Source organism: Sinorhizobium arboris LMG 14919, assembly GCF_000427465.1.
GTDB classification, from domain to species: Bacteria; Pseudomonadota; Alphaproteobacteria; order Rhizobiales; family Rhizobiaceae; genus Sinorhizobium; species Sinorhizobium arboris.
Genome location: NZ_ATYB01000009.1, coordinates 642545 through 668949, shown reverse-complemented (window position 1 = coordinate 668949; position 26405 = coordinate 642545). Strand labels below are relative to the sequence as shown.

General features: G+C 62.1%; 17 protein-coding genes and 2 pseudogenes. 13 read left to right on the top strand and 6 right to left on the bottom strand.

Annotation, left to right across the window (positions count from 1 at the left end; translation table 11 throughout):
• Nucleotides 1-32 precede the first annotated feature (32 nt).
• The 6 genes from SINAR_RS0111010 (at nucleotide 33) to SINAR_RS0110985 (ending at nucleotide 6930) form a co-directional block, all read left to right on the top strand.
• Complete coding sequence (locus SINAR_RS0111010; RefSeq protein ID WP_027999150.1) at nucleotides 33-1316, top strand: ABC transporter substrate-binding protein; 1284 nt, start codon at nucleotides 33-35, stop codon at nucleotides 1314-1316.
• 82 nt (nucleotides 1317-1398) lie between these two features.
• Nucleotides 1399-2340, top strand: coding sequence for a carbohydrate ABC transporter permease (locus SINAR_RS0111005; protein WP_027999149.1), 942 nt, complete (start codon nucleotides 1399-1401; stop codon nucleotides 2338-2340).
• A complete protein-coding gene (locus SINAR_RS0111000) occupies nucleotides 2333-3226 on the top strand; it encodes a carbohydrate ABC transporter permease (protein ID WP_027999148.1) in 894 nt (297 codons plus the stop codon). Before SINAR_RS0111005 ends, SINAR_RS0111000 begins: the two co-directional genes overlap by 8 nt.
• Before the next feature lie 3 nt (nucleotides 3227-3229).
• Nucleotides 3230-4945 (top strand): beta-fructofuranosidase, encoded by a 1716-nt coding sequence (locus SINAR_RS0110995; RefSeq protein WP_027999147.1) that lies wholly within the window; start codon nucleotides 3230-3232, stop codon nucleotides 4943-4945.
• A 23-nt stretch (nucleotides 4946-4968) separates the two neighbouring features.
• On the top strand, nucleotides 4969-6015 hold the full coding sequence (locus SINAR_RS0110990; protein ID WP_027999146.1) for an ABC transporter ATP-binding protein: 1047 nt from the start codon (nucleotides 4969-4971) through the stop codon (nucleotides 6013-6015).
• Between the two features lie 258 nt (nucleotides 6016-6273).
• A complete protein-coding gene (locus tag SINAR_RS0110985) occupies nucleotides 6274-6930 on the top strand; it encodes a redoxin domain-containing protein (protein ID WP_027999145.1) in 657 nt (218 codons plus the stop codon).
• A gap of 359 nt (nucleotides 6931-7289) precedes the next feature.
• Here SINAR_RS0110985 and SINAR_RS01000000133405 read toward each other — a convergent pair.
• A pseudogene (locus tag SINAR_RS01000000133405) lies at nucleotides 7290-10560 on the bottom strand (adenylate/guanylate cyclase domain-containing protein).
• Between the two features lie 529 nt (nucleotides 10561-11089).
• On the opposite strand from SINAR_RS01000000133405, the gene SINAR_RS01000000133400 reads away from it, so the two are divergent.
• Entirely contained in the window at nucleotides 11090-11617 is a 528-nt protein-coding gene (locus SINAR_RS01000000133400; protein ID WP_050577486.1) for a MarR family transcriptional regulator, read from the top strand.
• Between the two features lie 282 nt (nucleotides 11618-11899).
• Nucleotides 11900-12538, top strand: a complete 639-nt coding sequence (locus SINAR_RS0110970; protein ID WP_027999144.1) for a DUF1326 domain-containing protein — start codon at nucleotides 11900-11902, stop codon at nucleotides 12536-12538.
• Between the two features lie 183 nt (nucleotides 12539-12721).
• On the opposite strand, the gene SINAR_RS01000000133395 is transcribed toward SINAR_RS0110970, so the two are convergent.
• Complete coding sequence (locus tag SINAR_RS01000000133395; RefSeq protein WP_033057262.1) at nucleotides 12722-14908, bottom strand: putative bifunctional diguanylate cyclase/phosphodiesterase; 2187 nt, start codon at nucleotides 14906-14908, stop codon at nucleotides 12722-12724.
• A gap of 381 nt (nucleotides 14909-15289) precedes the next feature.
• Here SINAR_RS01000000133395 and SINAR_RS0110960 point away from each other — a divergent pair, with 381 nt between their 5' ends.
• Nucleotides 15290-17185: a PhoX family protein gene (locus tag SINAR_RS0110960; RefSeq protein ID WP_027999143.1), complete on the top strand. Its 1896-nt coding sequence runs from the start codon at nucleotides 15290-15292 to the stop codon at nucleotides 17183-17185.
• A 189-nt stretch (nucleotides 17186-17374) separates the two neighbouring features.
• Here SINAR_RS0110960 and SINAR_RS0110955 read toward each other — a convergent pair whose 3' ends face one another.
• Nucleotides 17375-18133 (bottom strand): TSUP family transporter, encoded by a 759-nt coding sequence (locus SINAR_RS0110955; protein ID WP_027999142.1) that lies wholly within the window; start codon nucleotides 18131-18133, stop codon nucleotides 17375-17377.
• Nucleotides 18134-18145: 12 nt separating this feature from the next.
• Nucleotides 18146-19369 (bottom strand): chromate efflux transporter, encoded by a 1224-nt coding sequence (gene chrA, locus SINAR_RS0110950; protein WP_033057258.1) that lies wholly within the window; start codon nucleotides 19367-19369, stop codon nucleotides 18146-18148.
• A 551-nt stretch (nucleotides 19370-19920) separates the two neighbouring features.
• Here chrA and SINAR_RS0110940 point away from each other — a divergent pair.
• Nucleotides 19921-21141, top strand: coding sequence for a cytochrome P450 (locus SINAR_RS0110940; protein ID WP_027999140.1), 1221 nt, complete (start codon nucleotides 19921-19923; stop codon nucleotides 21139-21141).
• A 135-nt stretch (nucleotides 21142-21276) separates the two neighbouring features.
• Here the strand turns inward: SINAR_RS0110940 and SINAR_RS0110935 are convergent, their stop codons facing one another.
• Complete coding sequence (locus tag SINAR_RS0110935; RefSeq protein WP_234710602.1) at nucleotides 21277-21894, bottom strand: XRE family transcriptional regulator; 618 nt, start codon at nucleotides 21892-21894, stop codon at nucleotides 21277-21279.
• A 27-nt stretch (nucleotides 21895-21921) separates the two neighbouring features.
• A pseudogene (locus tag SINAR_RS1000000137775) lies at nucleotides 21922-22092 on the bottom strand (helix-turn-helix domain-containing protein); the annotation flags it as partial.
• A gap of 202 nt (nucleotides 22093-22294) precedes the next feature.
• Here SINAR_RS1000000137775 and SINAR_RS0110930 point away from each other — a divergent pair.
• The 3 genes from SINAR_RS0110930 (at nucleotide 22295) to SINAR_RS0110920 (ending at nucleotide 26260) form a co-directional block, all read left to right on the top strand.
• Nucleotides 22295-23758, top strand: a complete 1464-nt coding sequence (locus SINAR_RS0110930) for an alanine/glycine:cation symporter family protein (RefSeq protein WP_027999138.1) — start codon at nucleotides 22295-22297, stop codon at nucleotides 23756-23758.
• Nucleotides 23759-23834: 76 nt separating this feature from the next.
• Nucleotides 23835-25238: an aspartate ammonia-lyase gene (locus SINAR_RS0110925; protein ID WP_027999137.1), complete on the top strand. Its 1404-nt coding sequence runs from the start codon at nucleotides 23835-23837 to the stop codon at nucleotides 25236-25238.
• Complete coding sequence (locus SINAR_RS0110920) at nucleotides 25235-26260, top strand: type I asparaginase (protein ID WP_027999136.1); 1026 nt, start codon at nucleotides 25235-25237, stop codon at nucleotides 26258-26260. The genes SINAR_RS0110925 and SINAR_RS0110920 overlap by 4 nt, the downstream gene beginning before the upstream one ends.
• Nucleotides 26261-26405: the final 145 nt, after the last annotated feature.

Here is a 26405-nt window from a genome sequence, read left to right as displayed (position 1 = left end):
CCATGTAAACCCGTTGAGGAGGAGACACAGTGATGGGTAATCGTTTACTTTCGTTCCTTATGGCATCTGTCGCGCTCGGAGGCCTTGCCGAAGCAAAAACCGTCATTCACGTGATGCACCAGGGGGACCCCGGCTGGGTCTCGACCTATGGCGAAGTCGCCAAGCGCTTCGAGGCCGCCAACCCGGACGTCGACGTCGAGCTCATCTATGCGCCGCACGACGCCTATAACGAGAAGTTCAGCGCCGCCGTCATGTCAAAGCAGTTGCCGGACGTCATGGAACTCGACGCGCCGTTCCTCGCCAACTACGTCTGGTCGGGCTACCTGCAGCCCATCAAGCCGCTGATCGACAAGGACATCCTCGATGACATGACCGAGTCCAACATCGCCCAGGGCACCTATCCGGTGGACAAGGAACTCTATGCCGTCGGCCTCACCGACTCCTCGGTCGTGCTCTACGGCAACAGGAAATATCTCGAGGCGATCGGAGCCCGCATCCCCAAGGGCGTGGACGACGCCTGGACGCGGGAGGAGTTCGAGGATTACCTCGAAAAGCTCTCGAAGCTCGAGGGCGTCAAGTGGCCGATCGACACGTTCCGTGGATACGGCATAAAGACCGAGTGGATCACCTATGCCTACGGTCCCATCCTGCAATCGGCCGGTTGCGACCTCATCGACCGCAAGGCTTGGAAATCCGTGGGCACGCTCGACAGCGATGCTTGCGTCGATGCGCTGACGATGATGCAGAAATGGGTGAAGAACGGCTGGGTCGTGCCGCAATCCTCCGGCACCAACCAGTTCTTTGCGGAGGGACACCCCGCAGCACTCGCGCTCGGCGGTCACTGGTTCTATGCGGAAGCCGCAGCCTCGATGAAGGACGACATCGTCGTCATGCCGCTGCCGACGTTTGGACCGAAGGGCGCGAGCCCCAACGGCACCTGGATCTGGGGCATCACGACCGCGTCCGAGCATCCCGACGTCGCTGGCAGGTTCGTCAGCTTCATGCTCAAGGACAAGGCACTCCGCGATTATGCGAGGGAGGATTCCGCCTATCCCGGCTTGAAGAGCTTCGCCGCCGATTCGCCGCTTTACGCCAACGGCGGTCCGATGGCGGTCTCCTTCGAGCAGGCATCCAAGACGGCGGTCGCACGGCCGCCACATCCGGCCTATCCGATCATCACCTCGGCCTTCATGGGAGCGGTGGACGAGATTTTCAATGGGGGCGACGTCAAAGCGGCGCTGACCGCGGCGGCCGAGAAGATCGACGAGGATATCGAAGAAAACGACGGCTACCCGCCCTTCGGCGAACAGCAATAGCCCGCGTGCGGCCGCGCGGCGGCAAAGCCGTGCGGCCGTGGCACCCGATAGGCAGGCGACCATTTTCATGTGAGGAGAGATCATGACCCTGCAGCAACCGGCGCTGCCGGCGACGGCTGTCGCGACGCGCCCCGCCCGGCGGAGAGACCGGGCCCGCCTGTATCAGGAGATCGGCATGCTCATGCCAGCCGTGGCCCTGCTGACGATCTTCCTCGTCGTACCGTTCCTCCTGTCATTCTGGACGGCGATGACCAACCAGCCACTGGTGCCGCGACCGACGCCGGTCCGCTTCATCGGGCTCACCAATTTCCTGCGCGTCTTCAAGGACGATCTGTTCTGGACGTCGCTCTGGAACGTCTCGCGCTTCACCTTCTGGATCCTGCCTGTGCAATGCGGCCTCGCCTTCGCCTCCGCGCTGCTGCTCCACCAGAAGCTGCCGCTGCGCAATTTCTTCCGCGGCCTGTTCTTCCTGCCGGCAATCACTTCGATGGTCGTGGTCTGCGTCATTTGGGGAACGCTTTTCCAATATCCGACCGGGCCATTCAACCAGGTGATCGGCTTTCTTTCCGGCGGTCGCATCCAGCCGATCGACTGGCTCGGCGATCCGGACTGGGCGATGTTCTCGATCGTGCTGCTCTCGGCCTGGCAGGCCTATGGCTTTCAGATGATCGTCTATCTCGCCGGTCTGCAGGGCATCCCCGACGAGCTCTACGACGCGGCCAGGATTGATGGCGCCAATGCCTTCCAGCGCTTCTGGCACGTGACCATGCCGGGTCTCAGACCGACGCATGTCTTCGTGCTGGTGATCACCACGATACAGGCCTTCAAGCTCTATACCCAGGTTGCGATCCTGACCCAAGGCGGCCCGAGGAGCAGCACCGAGACCGTCGTCCACTACATGGTGCGCGCCGGCTTCGAAGAGCAGAAGCTTGGATATGCCTCGGCCGTCTCGGTCATTCTCTTCCTCATCGTTCTCGTCATCGCGCTCGTTCAGCGCCAGCTCCTGAGGCGTTTCGATGTCTGATCTCGCCATCCCCACACTGCAGAGCGAGGCACAGCGCGAGCGCTCCGCGATCGGTTCGCTGCGCCTTGTCCAGACCGCCTGCATCCTCGTCATCGCGCTGGTGATCGTATCGCCGCTGTTCATGCTGCTGATCGCAAGCCTTAAGGACGACCGCTTCCAGATTCTGGCCGATATGGGCAGTTTTCGCGCCTTCTGGGTCTCCAACCCGACGCTTTCGAACTTCGCCGAGGTAAGCAACCTCTCCGGCGAGCTCGCCTTTGGCCGCTACCTTCTGAACTCGCTGTTTATTCTTGGCTGCACGGTGGGCGCCGGTCTGATCGTCAATTCGATGGCCGGCTTCGTGCTGGCGTGGGGTACGTTGCGCGGCCGCGCCGTGGTCCTGTCGCTGGTCATCGCTCTTTATGTCATCCCGCAGGAGAGCATCATCATGCCGCTCGTCATCATGATGTCGCGCGCCGGGATGACGGATACGTTCGCTGTGCAGATCGTGCCCTGGATCGCCAGCCCGCTTTATATTTTCCTGTTCTACCAGTTCTTCGCCCAACTTCCGAAGGAGCTCTTCGAAGCGGCCGAGATGGACGGTGCTTCGGTGTTCCGCATCTATCGCTCGATCTTCCTGCCGTTGAGCCTGCCGGCGCTCGCGACCGTCTCGATTCTGATGGGGATCGAGAGCTGGAACCAGTATCTCTGGCCGACCCTGGTGACGCAGACCGACCATGCCCGGCCAATCGCCGTCGCCATCGCCACCTTCTTCGGTCAAGACAGCATCTATTGGGACCGCGCCATGGCGGCCTCCGTCCTGATGATGATCCCGATCCTCGCCCTCTATCTCGCCTTCCAGCGCTGGTTCGTAAGTTCCTTTGTTGGCTCCGCCGTGAAAGGTTGATCGATGACAAGCCATGCAATCCTCTCCTCGCCTTTTGGCGGCAGCCTCAAGACATTCAGCGCCACCCTGCCGGCCGGAACGACGCTCCATGCGTGGCTGAAGGCAGTCGATCCGGTTACGCCGGCCGAACTCTCAGCGAGCCGGGACGGACAGGAAATCGGCCGCCTGACGGCGAGAAACATCGAGGAGTACGAGTTCCGGGCGCTGATGATCGAAACAGCCGGCCAGACCTCCTTTAGCTATGACGCCGCAAGCACGAGCCTCTCCGTCGTCTATGCCTTTTCGGAGGCGGACGTTCTGGAGAAGGGCATCGCCGTTCTTTACAGCGGGGAGGCCAATTCCGCACCCTCCGTGCCTGGCAGCTATCATTTCCGTCCACCGTTCGGCTGGATGAACGACCCGAACGGTTTCGGCCGTTTCGGCGACAAAGTTCATCTCTTCTACCAGCACTACCCCCATAGTCTCCGTTGGAACACGATGCATTGGGGCCATGCCGTCTCTGACGACTACCTCCGCTGGAAGCACCTGCCGATGTTCCTGTTTCCGTCTGCGGAACTCTCCGCTCGCGCCGACGGCCGCGGCGGCGCCTTCTCCGGCTCGGCCATTCCGCTTGCTGGAGAGGGGATCCGTGTCTTCTTCACCGAACAGGTCAAGAACCGCGAGCCGGAAGAGCAGATCCAGTTGACCGCGGTCAGCCGCGACCAGATCAACGCCGGCCCGGCGGAGATCATCCTGCCGGTACGTCCCGCCGGCCTCGACCTGACGCTCGATTTCCGTGACCCCTATGTAGTCAAAGGCCCGGACGGCCGCTGGAAGATGCTCGTCGGCAGCCGCGATCACGCGGGGGGTGTGATCCTGCTCTACGAGACCGCCGATCCGGATGCCGCTGGGGGTTGGAGCTTCGTCGGCATTCTTCACCGCGAAAACCGCTTCGGCATGACGGCAGCCGAATGCCCGTGCATCGTGCCGCTCGGTGGTCCCGCCGACGATCCGCAAACCCGTTGGGCACTGATCTTCGGGCTGCTTACCAGCCGCGATCCGGCGACGGCGAGACGCAATATAACCCTTGCAACGGTCGGCCGCTTCGACGGCCGTACCTTCGTCAAGGAATTCGAGCAGGAACTCGACTTTGCAACCGATGCCTATGCGTTCCAGGCCTTCGTCGATCATTCCGGCCCCGTGGGCATTGCGTGGCTGGCGAACTGGACTGAGATTTCGAAGAAGATCGACTTTCCAACCGCCATGACACTCCCGCGCCGGGTGCTACTTGATCACGATGTCTTGCTGACGCCGCCGGTCGATGCCGTCGACAGCTTGCGCCAGGATCTGGTCGACGAGGACCGGCTGCTCGCCGGAGACAAGGTCGAGCTCACCAACGGAGCCGTCGAGATCGTCATCGATCTCACCGCGCCCGGCGCCGGCCTCGATCTCGAATTCGACCATCCCGACGTCGACCTCGGCGTCCGGCTCGATGCAGAGGGCCTGAGCATCCTCTACGACGTTCCGGACGGCAAGTTGCTGCCCCGCTACATCGCGGCCGGGGCGAGGCCCTCGACGCTGCGCATATTCCTCGACGTCGGCTCGATCGAGGTCTTTGCCGACAACGGCCGATGGACCGGGACCAAGCGCTTGCCCGGATTCGCGAGTGTGCGTTCCGCCCGCCTCACGGCACCCAAAGACAATGTCGCCTCGGCTAGCATCTGGCAGCTCAAGCTCTAACGCGCAATCAAAGGGAGGAATTCATGGCATCCGTCTCGATCGATCAGGTTCGCAAACAATACGGTGCCGTTCCGGTGATTCATGACATCTCCATGAACATCGAAGACGGCGAATTCGTCACTCTCGTCGGCCCCTCCGGCTGCGGCAAGTCGACCCTGTTGCGCATGCTTGCGGGGCTCGAGGACATCAGCGGCGGCGAAATCCGCATCGGTGGTCGCGTGGTCAACGACGTCGCTCCGAAAGAGCGGGACATCGCCATGGTCTTCCAGAGCTATGCCCTCTATCCGCATATGACCGTCGCGGACAACATGGGCTTCGCGCTGAAACTGAAGGGCCAGGACCGAGCGACGATTGAAAAGACCGTGCGCGAAGCGGCCGACATCCTGGCGCTCGGGCCTCTGCTCGATCGGCTGCCGAAACAGCTCTCCGGCGGCCAGCGTCAGCGCGTGGCAATGGGACGGGCGATCGTGCGCCAGCCGCAGGTCTACCTATTCGACGAGCCGCTCTCCAACCTCGACGCCAAGCTGCGCGTCACCATGCGCGCCGAAATCAAGGACCTGCATCAGCGGCTGAAAACCACCACGGTTTACGTCACCCACGACCAGATCGAAGCGATGACGATGGCCGATCGGATCGTTGTCATGCGCGGCGGCAGGGTCGAGCAGGTCGGCAAGCCGCTCGAGCTCTACCGTCGGCCGGCCAACACCTTCGTTGCGACCTTCATCGGCTCGCCGGCGATGAACCTCTTCGAAGGGGCGATCCTCAATGGGCAGTTCGTCACCGATGGGGGGGCGGCGCTTCCAATGCCTGAGGGCTATCGAGGCGCGACGGCGGCGGTCTACGGCGTCCGCCCGGAGCATCTCTCCATCGTCGATAAGGGTGCGCCGGCTAGCGTGATCGTGGTCGAGCCGACCGGATCGGAAACGCATGTGCTTGCGAAGCTCGGGTCTTCGGACGTGAACATCGTGCTGCGCGACCGGGTCGACCTACAGCCTGGCCAGCCCATCAAGATCGCTCCCGACATGAGAAGGATTCATCTCTTTACATCGCAGGGCATACGCACACCGTAACGGGCTCGCAGGCAACGGTACCGGCGGCATCGCAGGGTGAAGCCATGGCGTTCATGGGCCCTGTGCACGGCTCGTCGCGAGGGTGTTCGCTCAAAAGGGCGAATAGTTACATGCGGCAAAGGTGATCTCATCCAGATTGTCGCTCTATAGCAACCTTGAGATCATTGTCTTAGTGACGCCTAGACATGTAAACTCTTCCAGCATCTTTCGCCGATCTGCGCTGAATTCATGGTGGTGCCGTTAGGAGGAGTCGTTCCCATGAACATCACCCAGATTTCCCAACCTGTTTCGCCAGGCGAGCCCGCTCCGGATTTTGCTCTACCCGCAGTGGACGGCAGCGGAACGGTTTCCTTGGCCGACTATCGGGGAAGGACCCCGTTCTTTCTTGCATTGTTCATCGGTCTCTGGTGCCCTTTCTGCCGCCGAGCAATCGCCCAGATCGCAGCATCCGAGCCTGCGCTTAAGTCTGCAGGCGTTGAAACGCTCGGAGTTGTGGCAACCCGGCCGGACAACGCCCAGCTTTATTTCCGATACCGGCCCACACGCCTTCGTCTGGCGGCTGATCCCGAACTCTCGACGCATCAGGCATACGGCGTCCCAAGACCCATACCGACACCGGAGTTTCTGAGGGCGCTGGAAACGACCCTGATCAACCCGGACGGATTGTTATCACAACCGCTGCCGATCACGCGGGCGGCCGAGGCCATTGGAAAGCTGGACAACTACAGGGAGAACGAAACGGACCAGGCCGATATGGAGCGCCAGTGGCCGCAACTGAAGGGCCAATTTTTGATCGACAGGGACGGCTTCGTCCGCTGGGCTAACATTGAGTGCGCGCGCGATGGACTAGCCGGGCTGGGCAAGTTTCCTTCTGCCAATGAGATCCTGACCGCAGCGCGCGCGTTGGCCGCCTGACCACCCCTCGTTCATGGGCTTCCAGTACCGTCTCGCACCAAAACAGCAAGCCGATGGAACCGCACCGCTCCTCGCCAGCTTCATCAATGCCACCGTGGAGCAGCCTCGTTCCGCTTGGCGCGAATACCAACGGGATAGAGTACCTGTGCGGCCGCATGCGCTTCGGCCGCTTTCCGCTCAAAATCCTATCGATTCGCGCCGATGCAGCGATGTGACGCCTGAAGAATGGCCAATGCAGACCGGCCGATCAAGACAGCCTTCTTCCCGTCACTGGTAATCGCATCGGGCAACAATATTTGGCACACGGTCGCCCGGCTGCGGCCATCGGGGTGACGCCCGGACAGAGTTCCTCCACCCGGCTAATCGAGAAACGGCAAGATGACCAATCCTTCGGGGTCGAGCCCGTGCTGGTTGCATACATCCTGCGCCAGGGAAAAATACCGCTCGGCCTCGGCCATGTCGCCGACCTCGAGACTCAGTGTGGCAAGGCCCTCGTAACACGGAAAAAGCATTTGCGGCTCGCCTGTTTCCCGCGCCATCTCCAGTGCCTCGTTGTAACAGCGTGCCGCGAGCTCCGGCTCCACATGGCACTGATGGATCTGTCCAAGAACAATGAGCGGGACAGGCAGATGCTCGCGTTGGTCGAGTGCGCGGTCTAGCTCGATTGCCTTCTCAGCGGCGCGAACGCCTTCGTCGCCACAGCGGTCGGTGAAGGTGCAACTGGCGACAGCGAGGTTGGCGAGAAGACGTGCTTGGAAGCCGAGATCGCCGATGCGGCGAGCCACTTCCAGCCCCCGACGACACACCTCGATTGCCCGCGCCGGATCGATCACAGTGTAGAGCACGCCAAGATTCGTATAGCCGCGGCAGGCGGCGCTAAGCAGGCCGGCGGCCTCGGCGACGTCGACGCTCCGTTCCACCTCGAGCACCGCCTCGCGGCTTCGTGCGAGCCGCGCCAGCGCGACTCCCTTTGTGTTGAGCGCCTCAGCCGTTGCGTGCGCCGCCTCCAACCTAGTCCCCTCGTCGGCATCCATCGGCAGCGACTCGGCCCGTTCGAGCGCTTCATCCGCCCATTTGACGGCGGCGGAGTGCTCGCCGATGCGAAATGCCAGGCGACCACGCTCCTGGAGCAGAAGCGCTTGTTCGATTCGCGCGTCCGTTCCTTCGAGCGACAGAGCCGCTTCGGCATAGTGTGCCTCAGCCTGGCTTCTTTTACCGGCTTGCCAAAGCAGCCGGCCGAGCTTCCGCAATATCCGCGCCGCCCCAGCGCGGTCGCCTCTGGCCCGGCGAGCCTCGAGCACCGTCCGGTAGTGTTCATGGGCTGCCCCGCGCCGGCCCGCCGAACCGCAAAGGTCGGCGATGCGCTCGCGCAGAGAGAGCCTGAGCTCCTCGGATTCCGGATCATCGGCGAGCGCCGTCAGCGCCTGCTGGTAATGTCGGATAGCGTCGTCATTTGCGTAGATCGTACGGGCCCGGTCTCCGGCCGAACACAAATAGCGCGCACCTTTTGCCTTGTTCGCGCTCAGGCTGAAATGATGGCCGAGGAGCAGCACATCTTCAAGGCGTTCTGGCTCTTGCCCGCATAATTGTTCCAACGCGGTCCCGACCTGCCCATGCATTTCGGTACGCCGCTGCAGGAGGAGATTTTGGTAGATCACGTCTTGGAGCAGGGCCTGAGTGAAACGATAGGATTGCGACGCGGTTGAACCGATGTCGGCCACCTCCTCGATGATCTCCGCATCGCAGAGCAGATCGAGCCCCGCCTCGATTTTCCTTGGGTGGGCTGAAACTGCGGTCAGCAGCCTTGCGTCGAAGCGCGGACCGAGGACCGCCGCCTCCTGGGCCAGCCTTCGCGCTTCGGACGGCAGCCTGTCCATGCGGGCGAGCAGCATAGCTTGAATACTCGCCGGAATCTCAACTGCCGTTTCGCTCGCGGCAGCCTGCCAATGAAGCCCGTCGCGCACCAGAACCCCGCTCTCAATGAAGCCGCGCACGATCTCTTCGACGAATAGCGGGTTTCCGCCGGCACGGTCGAGAATCCGGTTGCCGAGTTTGTTCAACGTCTGGTCACAGCCTTCTCCGAAAAGGGCGGCGAGCAGCCTGCGCCCATCATTGTCGTCAAGCGGAGCGAGACGTAGCGTCGTGTGGCTGATCCGCCTCGAATCGAGTTGTTCCGCGTCGAATGTCGGGCGATGGGTGAACACCAGGATCAGCCGCGGCCGTTCCAGCCGGTCCATCAGAAACCGCAGCGCCTCGAGCGATACAGCGTCGGCCCAATGCAAATCCTCCACCACAATCAGCAGCGGCCCGAGAGCCAGCCGCCTTTCGAAGATGGTGCGGATGGCAAAGAAGATCTGCCTGCGCAGTTGTTCGGGTTCGACATGGCGCAGGGCGCCGTCGGGATCGCCGAGACCCAGGACATGGAACAGAAGCGGCGTCAGGCGGGCGGCCTCATCGTCGTCCAGGCCGAGCTCGCCCAGCAGGTCGGAAAGCTTTGCCCTGGTTTCAGCTACGGGGCCGCCTTGCGGCATACCGGCGGCGCTTCGAACGACGGCAGCAAGCGTACCATAGGACTGCTCTCCGAGCGGGGAGCAGGCCGCCTTCCTGATCGCGACAGCGGCAAAGCGTTCTTCGTCGTGAATGCGGGCGATGAACTCGTTCACCAGCCGCGACTTGCCGATGCCGGCCTCTCCGACCAGCCGCACTAGTTGGGCCGAACCCCGGCACGCCAGATCGAGGCTCGCCAACATCCGCTCAAGCTCGGCATCTCGGCCGATCAGCGGAGCGCTGAGGCCCAGTGCCTCCAAGCCACGCGCCGGACGCGGGGCTTCGCGCAAACCCCGCAGGCGATAAACCCGTATGCTTCCTGACTTGCCGCGCAGCGTGGTCTCGCCGAGCGTTTTCGAAGAAGAAGGCATGCCGGGCGAGGCGCTGGGTCAGTGGCCCGACCAGTACCTCGCCGGGTGACGCCATCGATTGCAGCCGCTGCGCTGTATTCACGGTGTCGCCGGTCACCGAATAAGATTTGGCGCTTCCCGCGCCGAAGCCGCCGGTGACCACCGGTCCGGTGTTGACGCCGATATGGAGGACTGGCGGCGAGCCGGCCCGCGCCTGCCAGCGCTCGCGCATGCGCGAAGCTCGCTCGACCATGTCGAGGGCGGCGCGAAGCGCTCGTTCCGGGTCCTCCTCATGCGCGACCGGCGCGCCGAACAGTGCTAACAGGGCATCGCCGATGAACTTGTCAACGAAGCCGCCGAACGTCTGCACTGCCTCGGTAAGCTCCTCGAACAGCTCGTTTTGCAGGGCCTGCATGAGTTCCGGGTCGATTTGCTCGGACAGTGCGGTGAAACCGCTGAGATCCGCGAACAGAACGGTGACCGTACGGCGGTCGGCGTCGACGGCGGCCAGGGCCGGTTGCCCAACCTTCCCGCTCGGCGCCGAGCCGGCGCGGCTGGTAGGGTCCCCCGCTGCGCCCGCATTGTTCGTGGGAGCGCCGCATTTTGGGCAGAAAGCAAAGTCGGACGGGCACGGATAACCGCAGCCAGGGCAGGGTTCTGGTTGCCTCATCCCGCATTTCGGGCAGAAGGCAAAGCCGCTCTGGATCTCAAGTCCGCAGCCCTCACAGTTCATCGATCGACCCCGTAGACCCATCGAGAGCCTCGGACCGGCTTCCGAAACATTCCAATAGGGGGAATGAGAATGGACCCGTAAGGGAAAAGGGGCAAGCAGCGTGAACAAAACGACGCTGGCGTGATGCTTGGTGACGAGGTATCCGACCCGAACGGCCCCTGCCAACCGGGCCGCTTGCTGACCGCTATCCATCAGCGAAACGAACAGCCGAGCAATTGGACGCAGTCGTAAGCCCCCCGCGCGACATCGCAACGGCTCCGATGCCCCTGCAGAAAGCCCCAAGTTTCTACGGTTACGCTCGTTTCCCCAACGTGCTTATGTCTTCCTGCTAAAAAACGCATAAACACGTGTGGCAACGGTGACAGCATTGCTATGGCGCGAAGTCAGGGTTCGAAGCCGCAGCGTTTTGCTGGCGTGCGCGGATCTCTGCTCGCGTTCCTCCACTGCTGCTAGGGGCGTCGGACTGCGCAATTCTCTAATGGAGTGAGGGATGAATCAGGGATTGCCGTCGGTAAATCTGGGAGCCACCGTGGCAGCACAGCGTGGGAGCGACGCGCTGACAAGTGCCCCCAGCCCTCCTGAGCCACATCGCGGCGGCGAAGACCCCCTGGTCAGCTATCTCGAGCTTGCCCGTGTCATGGAGCGTGCAAGCCGGCGGTTTTATGGGGTGCTGCGTGCGGAATTGACGATGCTCGGCGTGGACGACATCGGGCCAGCGCAGGCAATGGTTCTTTTGGCTATCGGAGGGACGGAACTCTCGGTGGGCGAGCTCTTGGACCGCGGCCATTACATGGGTTCCAATGTTTCCTACCACCTGAAGCAGCTTGCCGGGGGGGACTATATCGAGCGGATCGCGTCGCAGCGGGACAAACGGTCTGCCCGCATTCGGCTATCGGAAAAGGGCAAGAAGCTGTGTGCAGACCTGCGGGAGGCGGGAAAATCCTACGAACGTGGGCTAAGCCGGGCTGCGCAGGAACGGAGGGATCTTGAGACGGCCTTCCAGACGCTGCTTCAGCTCGAGCTCGTTTGGAGCAATGCCGTTCGCCACGGCATCTGACAAAGCGCTCCGCGGCTTGGCATCAGGGATCGACGGGAACTCGCAAACGCCAAGACTGCGCTCGTACGGGCGTCGTCCTGCTCAATAGCTCTTCTGCATCCGACACAACTGTCATGCTGCATCAATTCTTAGTACTTTCGGTCGACTTCTGCGACGCCGCCAAACGTTATAGACTGTCGCCGCTAAGCCGGGCCAGTCGACCGTCCAGGGGCGTGCCACTGAGCGAGAGGACGGCTACGCCATTGGCGCTCGAGTTATAGAATCGCGGTTCGTGAGAACACCATGATTGACTGGAGAATCGACGCCCTCGCATTCAGCAATTGCAACTGCGATTACAATTGCCCCTGCCAATTCGAACTGCGTCCGACTCATGGAGGGTGCCGGGGCTTCGAACTCGGTCGGATCGAGCGCGGCCATTTCGGCGACGTCAATCTCGACGGACTTCATTGGGGTGTCCTTTATGAGTGGCCCGGGGCAATCTTCGAGGGTAACGGGACGATGCTAGCGATCGTTGACGAACGTGCCGACGAGAAGCAGCGCCAAGCGTTGACCACAGTGCTGCATGGCGGAGAGACCGAGGAGGCCACCACGCATTGGTGGGTGTTCCGCGCCATGTCGAACACGGTACACGAAACGATCTTCAAGCCTATCGAATTCGAAGCCGATATCGAGGCGAGGACAGCACGGGTCGTGATCCCGGGCGTTTTGGAATCAACCGCGCGCCCAATCATCAGCCCTGCTACGGGAGAGCCGCATCGGGTGCGTATCGATCTACCGGCGGGGATAGAGTTCGAGATCGCAGAAATCGCCAGTGCATCGGCGAAGGCATCCAGGCCGATCGAGTTGAACCTGAAGGACACCTACGGTCAGTTCAATTTCATCCACCATACCGGCACTGGTGTGGCCCGCACGAGAATGTGATCCGAAGGAGGAAATGACGGCCGAGACAGGTGGACGATAGAGGTCGCGAATTCATTCGTCGCAAAATGTCTATATGGCCGTCCATGCCAGTTCAATGCCCGTCCCGCCAAGGCGGCTGCGCCTCGGACAGTCCGCAATGTCTTGCCGCGACATCGGCAGTCTTGGCTATCCTTGCCACAGAGGTCAGCGACTGCTGTGGCTCGCGCTGCAGCTCGCATCGGCTGCGCCATAGAGTGCCGTAACTTCGTCGGCACTCACCGGTCTGCTGAAGAGATATCCCTGAAGTTCGTCGCAGCCCGACAGCCGCACCGCCGTCGCCTGCTGTTCCGTCTCGATCCCCTCTGCCGTGACAGGGATTTGCAGCGCATTGGCGAGAGCGACCGTAGCCTGAAGGACGGCGCCGGCGTTGTGATCGACTTCCAAAGCAGCCACCAGCGAGCGATCCACTTTCATCCGGTCGAACCCAAAGCGCCGGAGTGATCCGATGCTGGCATATCCAGCACCGAAATCGTCCAGCGCAACCTTGACGCCGATCTTCCTCAACCCGTCGATTGCGCGACGCGCCTGTTCTGGATTGGAAATTAGAACGCCCTCCGTCACCTCGATCGTCAGCCGGCGAGGGTCGAAATCCGCAGTTTTGATTGCGGCTGTGACCTGCTCGACGAAGCGCGGGTTCTTAAGCTGCAGCGGAGAAATGTTGACTCCGAGATTGAGCGCCGGCCACGCCGCGGCGGCGTTCAGCGACGTCCTCAACACCTGCATGCCGAGCAAATCAATCATGCCGGCGCGCTCGGCGATCTGGATGAACACATCGGGACCGATTGCGATCCCATCCTCCCTATGCCAGCGCGCTAGCGCTTCAACGCCGGTCACTGCGCCGGAGCGAGCATCGATTAGCGGTTGGAACAGCACCGATATACCGCCCTTCAGCAGCGTGGTGCGCAACTGGCTCTCCAGTTCCGCCTGTTGGAGGGCGTCATCGTCAAAGCTGTTGTCGAAGTCGATGGTCATGCCGCGGCCGAGATCTTTCGCACGGTAAAGTGCGATGTCGGCTCGGCGCATGAGTTCGTCGGTCTGCACCGAGCCGAGCGCGGATACCGCGACGCCAATGCTGCAGCCGATCTCGATCGACCGTCCGTCAATCTCGAAGACGCTCGCCAGGGCTTCTTGAAGCCGCCCGCCGAAGCCCGGGACAAGCTCAGCACCAAGTTCGTCGATGGTCACAACCGCGAATTCGTCACCGCCCAGGCGAGCAGCAAATGCGTCATTCGGCAAGGCGTCGCGCAGCCGGTGGGCAACGGCGACAATGAGGGCGTCTCCAACCGCGTGCCCCCAGGCATCATTGACCGCCTTAAACCCGTCCAGATCGATGAAGTGGAGCTTCACCTGCTTCCCGTTCAGTCGTACCCAGCTGGAAACAGCAGCGACGTTCTCAAGGAGTCCTGCGCGGTTCAAGAGCCCAGTCAGAGGATCATGCAGGGCGCGATGTCGCGAAGCGTGTTCGCTTTTGCGCAGATTGCGGACCGTTATGCCACCCGCGAAACCGATGGCGCAGAGAAACAGGACTAAAATCGCGCCTGCGGTTCGCAGGTCGCCGTCGATCTTCTCGTAGCTCTTTGTGCCTGGGGCCATCGAAGGCCAGGTGAAATAGGCGATATCCTTGGACGACACATCTTTCAATGCAACGGCCAATCGTCCCGCCGAAGGCTTCAATTCAAGACGCAGGTCCGCAATTGCGAAACTGCCGGACACCTCGGCCACGACGGCCGGGGTAATCAGCTTTGCGAATACGAGCACATGGAAATCTCCCGGGTCGAGTGACTCATCGCTTTCGAACGGTTGAATCGCGGCCGCGCCGATAAGTTCGGTTCCGGCGGAGGAGCGTGCGAAATGCACCGGAACTTCGTCGGACATCTTCACCCGTCTCGCCGCGTCGAGCAATGCTTGGAAGTCGTCAACGGATTCGCTCGGCATGACGTCCATCGGAACGCCTTTGCGGTATGCGACAACCGGCAGATTCCGGCTATCGACAACGATGGCGGTGTCATAAAGAGGGTAGTCGGCGGAGGTCGACGCCCAGTTTTCAATAATCCAGTCGGCGCGCGTATCGGCGCTCACCTCGGCATATGCATCGTCCCAGTACGCGTTGTCGCGCAGGGTCGCCGCCATCTGCTTGCGAAGCGCCTGCACCGCTCCCGACGTAGCTTGCAGGGCTCTTTGGTCATCGATGTCATCGGCCGTCGTCGTGAGGGTAGCGATCGAGCCCGCAACCAGTCCGGCGAGTGCGGCGGCGACCAAGATGAACACAGCAGCGACGAGCAGCACCAGTAGCTGTGTCTGGCGGCTTTCCGAGAGTGTATTCCTGTGCATGGGATGATACCTGCGGGGGATTATTGTAAGAATTCCTCGGTCCGTCAGGCCGGAGAAGCAGGAGGCATCATGCCCGCGGCGCGCTGCGTCGTGAACGTACATGCTGCTACGCTAATGGAGGCTTAACGCGCTATCACGGGGGAGGGCATCTGCATTCAAGCGGATTGCGGTCTGGCTCAACGACACCGCGATTTATCTTGCCGGTTGCGGGCCTTTCTGTGCGCTTGGATCACCTTTCGGGGTCCAGGTTCGAACCAAGTGCCGTAGTCCAGGCTTTGCTGACGTTGAGAGCGAGGCTGTCGCTCCCGTCATATGAATGTAATTTAACAACGATACGCCCCATCGTCGGAATTGTTCGGATAAGCAACGATGGAGAAAGCCGTGACCGAGATCGACAAGAACAAGCTGTCCTGGGACGAATGGGACGAACTGCAGAATCCGCCTCCGGCCGAAACCGACTTCGATCGGGTGATCGAAGCGGCCATTTCACGCCGCGGCTTTCTTGGCGGTGTACTCGCCATCGGCTCCGCCGCTGCAGCCATGGGCACGCTCGGCAGCCTGATGAACTCCACCTCGGCGCAGGCTCAGGAAGCCGCTTCCCGCTTCCCGTTCAAGCCAATTCCGATCGCCACCGACGGTACGGTTCACGTTCCGGAAGGCTATTCCTGGAAGCCGCTCGCGAAGTGGGGCCAGCCGTTGTTTTCGAATGTTCCGGATCTCGACCCGGCCAACGGCGTCAGCGTCGAGAACGCCGACAAAGTCTTCGGTGAAAACACCGACGGCATGGAACTGTTCGTGGTCGGCGGCCATCAGGTCATTGCCGTCAACCACGAATACGTCAACAATGAAACCAATCTTCCGAATAATGAAAAGGGCATGCCCAAGAGCGCCGACGACGTGAAGATCCTGCAAAACCTGCAGGGCGTCACCGTAATGGAGGTCGCCGAAGGTGAGAACGGCTGGGAAATCGTGCTCGACAGCCCCTTCAACCGCCGCATTACTCATCTGACGCCGATGAAGATCTCCGGTCCAGCCGCCGGATCCGATCTTCTCAAGACTGAAGCTGATCCGAGCGGCACCGACTGTCTCGGGACCTTCAACAACTGCGGCGCGGGCAGGACGCCGTGGGGCACCTATCTCACCTGTGAGGAAAACTTCAACGGCTACTTCGGTTCCACCGACCCGAACTTCGCGATGCCCGACGACTTCAAGCGCTATGGCATCGCAGCCGAGACCCGTTATGGCTACGAGGCCTTCGATCCCCGTTTTGACGTCTCGAAGAACCCGAACGAACCGCGTCGCGCCGGCTACGTCGTGGAAATCGATCCGTCGGATGCGTCGTCGACCCCGGTCAAGCGCACGGCGCTCGGCCGCATCAAGCATGAAAACGCCGCTGTCGTGATCGCACGCGACGGTCGCGTGGTCGTCTACATGGGCGACGACGAACGTGGCGAATTCCTTTATAAATATGTCTCGAACGGCATCTATGTCCCAGGCGGCAATACCTCCAAGCTGCTCGATGAAGGCACGCTCTATGTCGCCAGGTTCTCCGACGACGGCAATGGCGAATGGCTGGCCCTCACTCCCGAAACGACCGGCATGAAGATGGACGAAATATGCGTCTTCACCCGGCAGGCCGCCTCGAAGGTCGGCGCTACCACCATGGACCGTCCGGAGTGGGTTGCAATCAACCCCGTCGCGATCGAAGCCTATTGTGCACTCACCAACAACACCAATCGTGGCGTCAAGAAGAATGCCGGGGGCGACGAAATGCCTGTCGGCGGCGTCAACCCGCGCGAAAAGAACGAATATGGCCAGATTGTCCGCTGGTATCCGGACAACGATGACCATGCCGATGGCAAGTTCAAGTGGGACTTGTTCGTCATGGCCGGCAATCCGGACGTCCATAGGGGCGACGCCTATGCCGGTTCGTCCAACATCAACTCCGGCAACATGTTCAACTCGCCGGACGGCATGATGTTCGACTCCACCGGCCTCCTTTGGATCCAGACGGACGGTGAAGACACCAACGAAGGCGAATTCCTGGGTCAGGGCAACAATCAGATGCTCGCGGGCGACCCTGCCACCGGCCGCATAGAGCGCTTCCTCACGAGCCCGAAGGGTGCCGAAGTCACCGGCATGACCTGGTCCGCGGACAAGCGCACCATGTTCGTTGGCATCCAGCACCCCGACGCTCCCTTCCCGGACGGCGATGGCAAATTGCCGCGCTCGACGGTAATCGCCATTAAGCGCGACAACAACGCCCTGATCGGCTGATCGACTGGACGCTTGACCATGTTTGAGGCGCCGGCTCCGGCGCCTCTCTCCTCTGAAATGTTTTTAGCTGCGGTTTCTTTGCCGGTATCACTGGTTCGAAAACGCAGGCGTGCTGAGCCGGACGCCCGCCGATGCTGGCGCGGCCGTCTGGGAAGTTAGGCTTCGGGGATTGCCCGCCGCGGGATCCTTTCAGCCGCTTCCCCCAAAAGTCTGGAGCAGCGCCTCTCTTTGCTCCCAGATCATGAGTGCTCCGCTGATTGCCATGAAGCCGACAACGATCGCTCGGAAGTTCAGTTCGCTCATGCCCTTCAGCATGCGTTTGGCCACCCAGTTGGAGACGAGGGCTCCCAGTCCGGCCGCAATGCCGAACAACAGCAGTTCACCCGTCAACGTTCCGAAAGCGGTGTATGCGCCGATCTTCACGAGATGCATGGGAAAGGAGATCGCAGTCTTTGTCCCGACCATCTTTTCCTTGGTTATGCCGGCATTGAGGTAGAGAGAGTTCAGGATCGGCCCCATGGCGCCGATCAGACCGGAGAGGAATCCGACGACGAGCTCTGCCGGGAAGAACCACCAGGTCGCAACTGCAAAGGTCCTTTCCCGCCGGCCGAATCCGTACTGGAATATTGTGGAGATCAGGAACAGGCCGATGACTATCTGAAGCCATTCCGCCGAAGTGTTCGAGAAGACCGCAGCACCGAGGATGCCGCCGAGGGCTGCACCGGGCAGTCCCCAGGCTACGACGCGCCACTCGATGTCCTGGAAAAACACCAAAGCGCGTCCGCCTCCCGCAACAAGCGTGGCGACTGCGGCCACCGGAGCGACGGCTTGTGCACCGGCGATGAACCCGATGAGCGGCACCAGGAGCATGGCGCCACCCCCGCCGCCAATCGTCGAAACGATCCAGGCGATGAATCCCGAGGCGGCGAGGAGCAGATAGTCCATCACGTCGAATTGCCTTTACCCGAAGCCGATCAGCACTCCGCCGATTGCGGCGACGATCACCACGACCCAAGGCGGAGACTTCCAGGCCATGAGAAGAACGAAGCATGTCAGCGCCAGCGCGAACTCGTGTGGCCCGATGATCGCGCTCGTCCAGACCGGTTGGTAAAGTGCTGCACCAAGGATTCCGACGACCGCGGCGTTGGCGCCGCGCATGAGAGCCTGGGCGGTCGGCTGCGCCCGGAATGCATCCCAGAAGGGAATAAAGCCGATCAGCAAAAGGAAGCCCGGCACGAAGACGGCGATGAGGGCAATGGTTGCCCCGAGCGGCCCGTTCGGCTCCGGACCGAGCGCCGTGCCGAGGTAGGCCGCGAAGGTGAAGAGCGGCCCCGGCACAGCCTGTGCCGCTCCATATCCAGCCAGGAACTGATCGGCCGTCACCCAACCTGGGCGGACGACCTCCGCCTCCAACAGCGGCAACACGACGTGCCCCCCGCCAAACACCAGCGATCCCGCCCGAAAGAAGGAATCGAAGACGGCGAGAGCTTGCGATGAAGTCGCCGCCACTAGCAGAGGTGAGCCGACGAGCAGGGCGAAGAACAGAACCAGGGCGACCGCGCCCGCTTTGTGCGACACGGGAAACCTTACATGCCCCGTAATTGCCTCTCCTTTGGCCCGGCACAGCCACAGTCCGGCGAGGCCGCCGGCGAAGATTGCAGTGATCTGCCCAAGCGAGCCTGCGAAGATTATCACGATCAACACGGCGGCAAGGGCAATGCTGGCGCGTTCCCTGTCCGGGCAGAGATTCCTGGCCATGCCCCAGACAGCCTGTGCGACGATTGCGACCGCCACGACCTTCAGTCCGTGAATGACGCCGGAGCCGATCGGACCGCCGAAGGCGGTTGCCCCTAGGGCGAACAGCACCAGCAGCAGCGCAGATGGGAGCGTGAAGGCGGCCCAGGCAGCCGCCGCCCCGAGCGGACCGCCACGGAGGAGACCCAGGGCGAAGCCGACTTGGCTGGACGCCGGTCCCGGCAAGAACTGACACAGGGCCACGAGATCCGCATAGCCCTTCTCGTCGATCCAGCGCCGGCGCACGACGAGTTCGTCGCGGAAGTAGCCGAGATGGGCGATCGGCCCGCCGAACGATGTGAGCCCCAACTTCAGAAAAGCGACAAAGACTTCGCCCGCGCTCCCCTGCCGGTTTGTCATTGCCTTCACGTCGGTTGCCGGGTTACTCATTTGTCATTGTCTCTCCAGTGACTCTCGAACCGCGAGTGCCAATCCTTCACAAGAGATAACCGTCCCGCTACATCTTGCACAGCCTGGGCATAGAGCGTGCCGCCGAAAGCCGACAGCCGTGCTGCAGTTCCTCGATCATCCGCTGGCCGTAGATTTTCTGTTCACCGGCGTGTCGAAGCACATGCAGCCTCACCAATCCCGGCAACAGGTCGCGGCGTTTCATGACATGGGCTGCCTTGATAACGAAAATCGATAGCAATTGTCGTTATCGACAATCGACCGCCGGAATGCAACGGACTGAAAGGAATTGCCTGCGGCGGCGGTTTCCGGCTGGGTGACGCTCGCGACATGCGGCGTGGGAATTCAAGAAGTCCAACGCATAGGCTCGGAGCGGCCGCTTTTGCTGGAGGAACCGGCCGCCCAGGATTGCTCGAACTCAAGCCGCCCCTCATGTACATCTCCAGCGCTGATTCCCATATAGGTTACTGCCTTGCCGAGCGGCTTCGCCCGAGTCGCGATGGCCCTTCCAGCAAGCTCTCGGAGTGACGAGTATGATCGAGCCGCATGATTTCGATGTCCTGTCGCCGGAGTTCCACGCAAATCCCCTCCCCACGTTCGACCGCATGCGAGCGGAGGGCGCCGTCGTTCGCATGAAATTGCCGATACTCGGCCGCACGTCGTTCGCGGTCACACATGACGCCTGTGCGGCGCTGTTGAAGGATCACGAGAGCTTCGCGCGCGACCCCGCAAATGCGGGGAGCAGGACACAGGCGCGAATTCTGAAGTTTCTGCCGAGGACAATCAGCCTTCTGGCATTGAACATGATCGGCTTCGACGACCCCGAGCACCGCCGTCTGCGGGGGCTCGTCGACCAGGCATTCCAGCGTCGTTCGATTGAAGCCATGAAGCCGACGATCACGCAAATCGCCGATCGGCTCCTCGATCGCCTGGATGGCAAGAGGGAGGCCGATCTCATGTCCGAGTTCTGCCGGGACCTGCCGCTTTCGGTGATCTGCGCGGTGCTCGGCCTGCCGGAGCAGGATCACGATCGCTTCAAGAGATGGCTCGGCGGTCTGACGGACACTGCCAATATTGGCGCCGTCATCCGCGCCGTTCCCGGCGTTGTCCGTGTGGTGCGTTATCTCCGCCGCGTCTCGCGCCGGGGAGGGGGAGCGTTGCCTGACGGCCTGGTCGCCGCGTTGCGGGATGCCGAAACGGATGGGCAGACGCTCAGCGAGGACGAACTTGTCTCGATGATCTTCCTGCTCTTCGGAGCAGGGCAGGAAACCACCACGCATCTGATTGCCGGCGGGCTTTTTGCGCTGCTGTCGCACGAGGATCAATTGCTTCGGCTGCAGAATGATCGAAGCCTGTTGCCCACCTGTGTCGAGGAGTGCCTGCGCTACGTATCGCCGGTGCAGATGACCAAGCCGCGCTTCGCGAGGCGCGACATGAGTTGGCAGGGACAGCAATTTCGCCGCGGTGACATGATCGCCGCGTTCCTGGCGGCGGCCAACTGCGATCCTGCCAAGTTCGAGCACCCGCACCGTTTCGACATCACGCGCCACCCGAATCCGCATCTCTCCTTCGGTACTGGAGTGCATTTCTGCCTCGGGTTCCAACTCGCGCGGGCAGAGGCGGCAATCGCGTTCGACCGCATCCTTACCCGCTTTCCAGACGTGAGCCTGAACGGCGACGTATCAAGCATCAGGTGGCGCAAGCGCCTTGGGATTCGCGCGCTGGCACAACTGCCCGTGAAGCTCGCGGCGTGAGCTGATGGGTCGGCTGGTAGGGTCGCTCTTTCGTATTGCCCAGAGGCCGAACGGCCGCCGCTCGATATTTCGGGGATTCCGGGCAGCCCCCGAGAGACCGGCCGGAGCGACGGGCAGCGAGACCACGAGTCATTCTCAGATGAAGTTGGCGCGGAACAGCACTTGACCCGGGGCGATGTCGTTGGTGACAGCGGCGCGCAGCGCCGCGTCAAGCCGCGGATCGTCCGGCTCGTAAAGGCCGCACATAGATAGCGCCTGACGCGGATTCACTGCCAGGCCGAGATAGTCATATACCACCCGCGCGCAACAGGGCATGCGCTCGCCGCTGCCGGAGACGCCGAGCTTGAGGCCGGTCAGGCGGGTGATGCGGTTCTTGAAAGAAGGGAACAGGATAGTCTGGCTGATTTCCAGTCCGGTCAGCGTCTCGTAATCGACAAGGAAAATCCTGTCCCTCAGAAAGTGCGCCATGCCGCGATAGACGCCGCGATATGCTTTCTCACCGGGACGCTCTACGAGGCGCTCGCTGCGCCGGTAAAAGATACCACCTTCGCTTTGTTCGAAACGGACGAGAGTACGCAAAATCCGTCCCGGATAGGCCATCGAGTAATAGTTTTCAAAGTAATAGCCGAGATATTTATCTAAGCCGGCGCTCCCAATCTCCTTCAGGCGGCTCAGGTGAGCGGCCTCGGGAGTTGCCGCCGGCACTTCGACGCGCGCGCGAGGACGCAGTTGCACAAGCTCCGCGAAACGCACGGCCGGGAGCAGTATCTCGTGTTCCTCGACACCAAAGAAATCGCATAGGCGGCGCAGAATATGGGCGGAAGGCAAGTGGCGGCCGCCGAGATAGCGATTGAATTGCGGTCGATTGATCTTCACTTGTCGGCAGACCTCAGCGATCGAACCGCGATAGCTGCACAGAAGCCGTAGGTTGGCGGCGAAATTCTCGTGCATAGGTCTCTCTCAGCGTCAAAAAGCAACGGCGCGTTCTGGCGCGAATCGTGCACCAGAATGCGCCAATTGGCAACAACCCGGCAAATTGTCAAAGGGAGTGGCAACGGGCATAGCCCGCATCAGGGAGATCTCAGGCTTTCCGGCGCGGCCGGTCGGCCATCATCGCGCCGACGATTGCCGCGCGCGCCAAAGGGAGGATGTTATGCTCGATTTTCTCAATGACCTTCTGTGGAGCAAGGTGCTGATCGTTGTGCTGATCGGCATTGGTCTGTGGTTTACGCTTGCCTCGCGTTTCGTCCAGTTTCGCCATTTCGGGCGGATGTTCCGCATTCTTGGTTCCGGGCAGGCCTTTGCCAGAGGGTCGGATGGCCATCTCTCCTCCTTTCAGGCGCTGATGCTCTCGGTTGCGGGCCGTGTCGGCGGCGGCAATATTGCCGGCGTTGCGGTGGCGATCACGCTTGGCGGGCCGGGCGCGATATTCTGGATGTGGCTCGTCGGGCTCATCGGCATGGCGACGAGCTTCTTCGAATGCACCCTTGCGCAGGCCTACAAGAGGGCTGAGCCGGATGGCAGCTATCGCGGCGGCCCGGCCTATTACATCGCCCGTGGCCTCGGCGAGCGATGGAAGTGGCTGGCGGGTGTCTATTCGGTGCTCTTGCTGGTCACCTTCGGTTTCGGTTTCAACGGCGTGCAGTCCTATTCCGTGGCCACGTCGCTCAACGATGCCTTCGGCCTGCCGGTGATCGCCACTGGCGCCGGCATCGCCATCCTCGTCGGCATCATCATCGCCGGCGGTGTCCGGCGCATCGCCCGCATCGCCGATGTGCTGGTGCCAGCCATGGCGCTGAGCTACATCGCCATTGCGCTGGTCGTGCTTGCGTTGAACATCGATGCTCTGCCCGCCACGCTCCTGATGATCGTCAAGAGCGCCTTCGGCCTGGAGCCGGCGGTCGGCGGCGGGATCGGCGCTGCTATCGTTATGGGCGTGCGGCGCGGACTCTTCTCCAACGAAGCCGGTCTCGGCAGCGCTCCGAATGTCGCGGCCGTGGCGCAAGTGCCGCATCCGGCATCGCAAGGTGTCGTGCAGGCGTTCTCGGTGTTTATCGATACGCTGATCGTATGTTCCTGCACCGCCTTCATCATTCTGCTCGGCGATGTCTACCGCCCGGGCGCAGAGGAAATGGTCGGCGTGGCCCTCGCCCAAGCTTCGCTCGCGAGCCATATCGGCGAGTGGGGGCGCGTCTTCGTCAGCGTTGCGATGATGCTCTTCGGCTTCACCACGATGATCTATAATTACTATCTCGGCGAGAACAGCCTCGTCTGGTTCGGCGGGCGCAACAAGCCGCTCATCATTCTTTACCGGATGGCGGTGATTGGCCTGTGCGGCTGGGGCGCCACCTCCGACCTCGGCACCATTTTCGCCTTTGCCGACGTCACCATGGGCCTGCTCGCGCTCGTCAACCTGCTGGCGCTCGTCATGCTCTTCAAGCCTGCGCTGAAGCTGATGCAGGATTACGACAGGCAACTGGCGGAGGGCACTTCCGAACCGGTCTTCAATCCGGAAATATTCAGCTATCCTGGGATAGATCGCGACGCCTGGAAAGCCGAGGCCTGGGGCTACGAGCCCGAAGATGCGGTGGCAGCGAGCGGGAGCGCGCGCGTCTAGATCACCCCGCTCTCAGCACTCACCCGGGGCCGCGGCAACCCGGCCCCGTCGTTTTCAATTTTCGCGAGCCAACGACATGACCATGCGTATCGAACACGACCTGCTTGGGGATAGGGAGGTGCCGACCGATGCCTGGTTCGGCATTCAGACCCTGCGGGCGGTCGAGAATTTTCCGATCACCGGCGTGCCAATCTCCCATTTTCCGCATTTCGTAGCGGCACTCGCAATGGTCAAGGCCGCTGCCGCCCGCGCCAATTGCGATCTTGGCCTGCTCGCCCCGCACAAGGCCGAGGCGATCGTCGCCGCCTGCAAGGAGATCGCTTCCGGTCGGCTGCACGACCAGTTCGTCGTAGACCTCATCCAGGGCGGGGCCGGCACCTCGACCAATATGAATGCCAACGAGGTCATCGCCAATCTCGCGCTTGAAAAGCTCGGCCATGCCAAAGGTGCTTACCGGCACCTGCATCCAAACGACGATGTGAACAAGTCGCAATCGACCAATGACGCCTATCCGACCGCGGTGTGCCTCGGCCTGCAATTCGCCGCCGAGCCGCTCGTCGCGGCGGTCGGCGCGCTCAAGGAAGCGCTTGCGGACAAGGGCAAGGAATTCGCAGGCGTCTTGAAGATGGGTCGCACTCAGCTTCAGGACGCGGTGCCGATGACGCTTGGTCAGGAATTCGACGCCTTCGCCGTCAACCTCGGCGAAGACATCGAACGAATCGGCGAGATCCTGCGTCTCCTCTCAGAGGTCAATCTGGGCGGCACGGCCATCGGCACCGGCCTCAACACCCATCCCGATTATGCGCCTCTGGTCGTCCGCCATCTTGCCGAGATATCCGGCAAGCCGATGCTGCCGGCCGCCAATCTCATCGAGGCGACCTCCGACATGGGGGCCTTTGTGCTCTTCTCCGGCCTGCTCAAGCGGCTGGCGATCAAGCTCTCGAAGCTCGCCAACGACCTGCGCCTGCTTTCGAGCGGACCGCGCGCCGGCCTCGGCGAGATCGAGCTTCCGGCCATGCAGCCCGGCTCTTCGATCATGCCGGGCAAGGTCAATCCCGTCATTCCCGAAGCGGTCAACCAGGTTGCCTATCAGGTGATCGGCAACGACCTTGCCGTCACGCTCGCGGCCGAGGCCGGCCAGCTCCAACTCAACGCCATGGAGCCGCTGATCGTCTACAATCTGTTCTCTTCAATCAAGATGCTGGCAACCGCCTGCCAAATCCTCGAAGAACGCTGCATCCGCGGCATTCGCGCCAATCGCGAGCAGTGCCGGCGCCATGTCGAACGCAGCATCGGCATCGTCACCGCCCTGGTGCCGCGCATCGGCTACCAGAACGCCACGCGCATCGCCGCCGAGGCATTGGCGACCGGCGCCACCGTGGGCGAACTGGCCGCCGCCGAGGGGCTGCTGACGCCGCAGGAGCTCGAGAGGTTGCTCAGCCCCGAGGCGATGCTCGGACCCGGAGCCGAGGTCGGATGAAGCGCCGCATCCTCATTCTCCACACGGGCGGCACCATCGGCATGGAGGCCACTCCCGGCGGTCTTAAGCCGATGGCGGGGTTCGGCCCGCTGCTCAAGCGCAGGCTCGGCGAAACGGCCTCCGCTGCGCCGCTGCCCGATTGCGATGTCGTCGAACTCGACAGGCTGATCGACAGCGCCAATCTGCAACCGGCGCAATGGCCGGTCATTGCCGGCGAACTCGTCCGCCGCTGGGAGGCCTATGACGGCTTCGTCGTGCTGCATGGCACCGACACCATGGCCTGGACGGCTTCCGCGCTCTCCTTCATGCTGCGCGGCCTCGACAAGCCGGTCATCCTGACCGGCGCGCAGATTCCGCTCACGGCGCCGCGCAGCGATGCGCTGGAAAATCTGGAGATGGCCCTGATCCTTGCGGCGCAACATCCGATCCGCGAGGTGAGCATCTGTTTTGGGCGAAAGCTGCTTAGGGGAAACCGCAGTCGCAAGATCGCCACCGATCGCTTCGATGCCTTCGATTCGCCCAACTATCCGCCGATCGCCGAAGCCGGCATTAAAATCGCGCTGCATCGTGAGTTGCTCCTTGCGGCCGAGGCCAAGGCTTTCTTCCTGCCGGAGCATTTTGAGCCGGAGGCGGTAGCGGTGCTCACCATCCATCCGGGCCTTTCGTCGCCGGTCGTCGAGGTGGCACTCTCCTCGTCCCATCTCCGCGGGGTGGTGCTTCGCAGCTACGGCGTTGGCAATGTGCCGGAGGCCGACGCGCGGCTGCTTGCGGCACTTGGCGGGGCGGTGGCGCGCGGCGTGACCGTGATCAACACCACACAATGCGTGTTTGGCGCCGTCGCGCAGGACACTTATGCCACAGGCACCGCCTTGGCCCGCATCGGCGTCGTCTCGGGCGGTGACATGACGCTGGAGGCCGCCTTTGCCAAATTGCATGTCCTGATCGCCGAAAGACTGGGGCCGGAGGAAATCCGTGCCCGCATGGTGCAGCCGCTCTGCGGCGAGATCACGACGACCGCCTAGTCGATCTGCGCCTGAGCAGACGATCGGGACCCCCCGGGTCCCATTCATCGACACGCGATTCTCATATCGGCTGCAAGGCGACACTTCAGCCGGGGAGGGGGCATTCCCTTCGCACTGGATGCCGCCGCTCGCGCAGCCGCCTTGG

Coding starts and splice junctions, on each gene's coding strand:
- SINAR_RS0110995 (WP_027999147.1), top strand. CDS start 3,230: ATGACAAGCCATGCAATCCTCTCCTCGCCTTTTGGCGGCAGCCTCAAG.
- SINAR_RS0110990 (WP_027999146.1), top strand. CDS start 4,969: ATGGCATCCGTCTCGATCGATCAGGTTCGCAAACAATACGGTGCCGTT.
- SINAR_RS0110940 (WP_027999140.1), top strand. CDS start 19,921: ATGATCGAGCCGCATGATTTCGATGTCCTGTCGCCGGAGTTCCACGCA.
- SINAR_RS0110985 (WP_027999145.1), top strand. CDS start 6,274: ATGAACATCACCCAGATTTCCCAACCTGTTTCGCCAGGCGAGCCCGCT.
- SINAR_RS0110925 (WP_027999137.1), top strand. CDS start 23,835: ATGACCATGCGTATCGAACACGACCTGCTTGGGGATAGGGAGGTGCCG.
- SINAR_RS0110930 (WP_027999138.1), top strand. CDS start 22,295: ATGCTCGATTTTCTCAATGACCTTCTGTGGAGCAAGGTGCTGATCGTT.
- SINAR_RS0111010 (WP_027999150.1), top strand. CDS start 33: ATGGGTAATCGTTTACTTTCGTTCCTTATGGCATCTGTCGCGCTCGGA.
- chrA (WP_033057258.1), bottom strand. CDS start 19,369: ATGAGTAACCCGGCAACCGACGTGAAGGCAATGACAAACCGGCAGGGG.
- SINAR_RS0110920 (WP_027999136.1), top strand. CDS start 25,235: ATGAAGCGCCGCATCCTCATTCTCCACACGGGCGGCACCATCGGCATG.
- SINAR_RS0110970 (WP_027999144.1), top strand. CDS start 11,900: ATGATTGACTGGAGAATCGACGCCCTCGCATTCAGCAATTGCAACTGC.
- SINAR_RS0111005 (WP_027999149.1), top strand. CDS start 1,399: ATGACCCTGCAGCAACCGGCGCTGCCGGCGACGGCTGTCGCGACGCGC.
- SINAR_RS0111000 (WP_027999148.1), top strand. CDS start 2,333: ATGTCTGATCTCGCCATCCCCACACTGCAGAGCGAGGCACAGCGCGAG.
- SINAR_RS01000000133395 (WP_033057262.1), bottom strand. CDS start 14,908: ATGCACAGGAATACACTCTCGGAAAGCCGCCAGACACAGCTACTGGTG.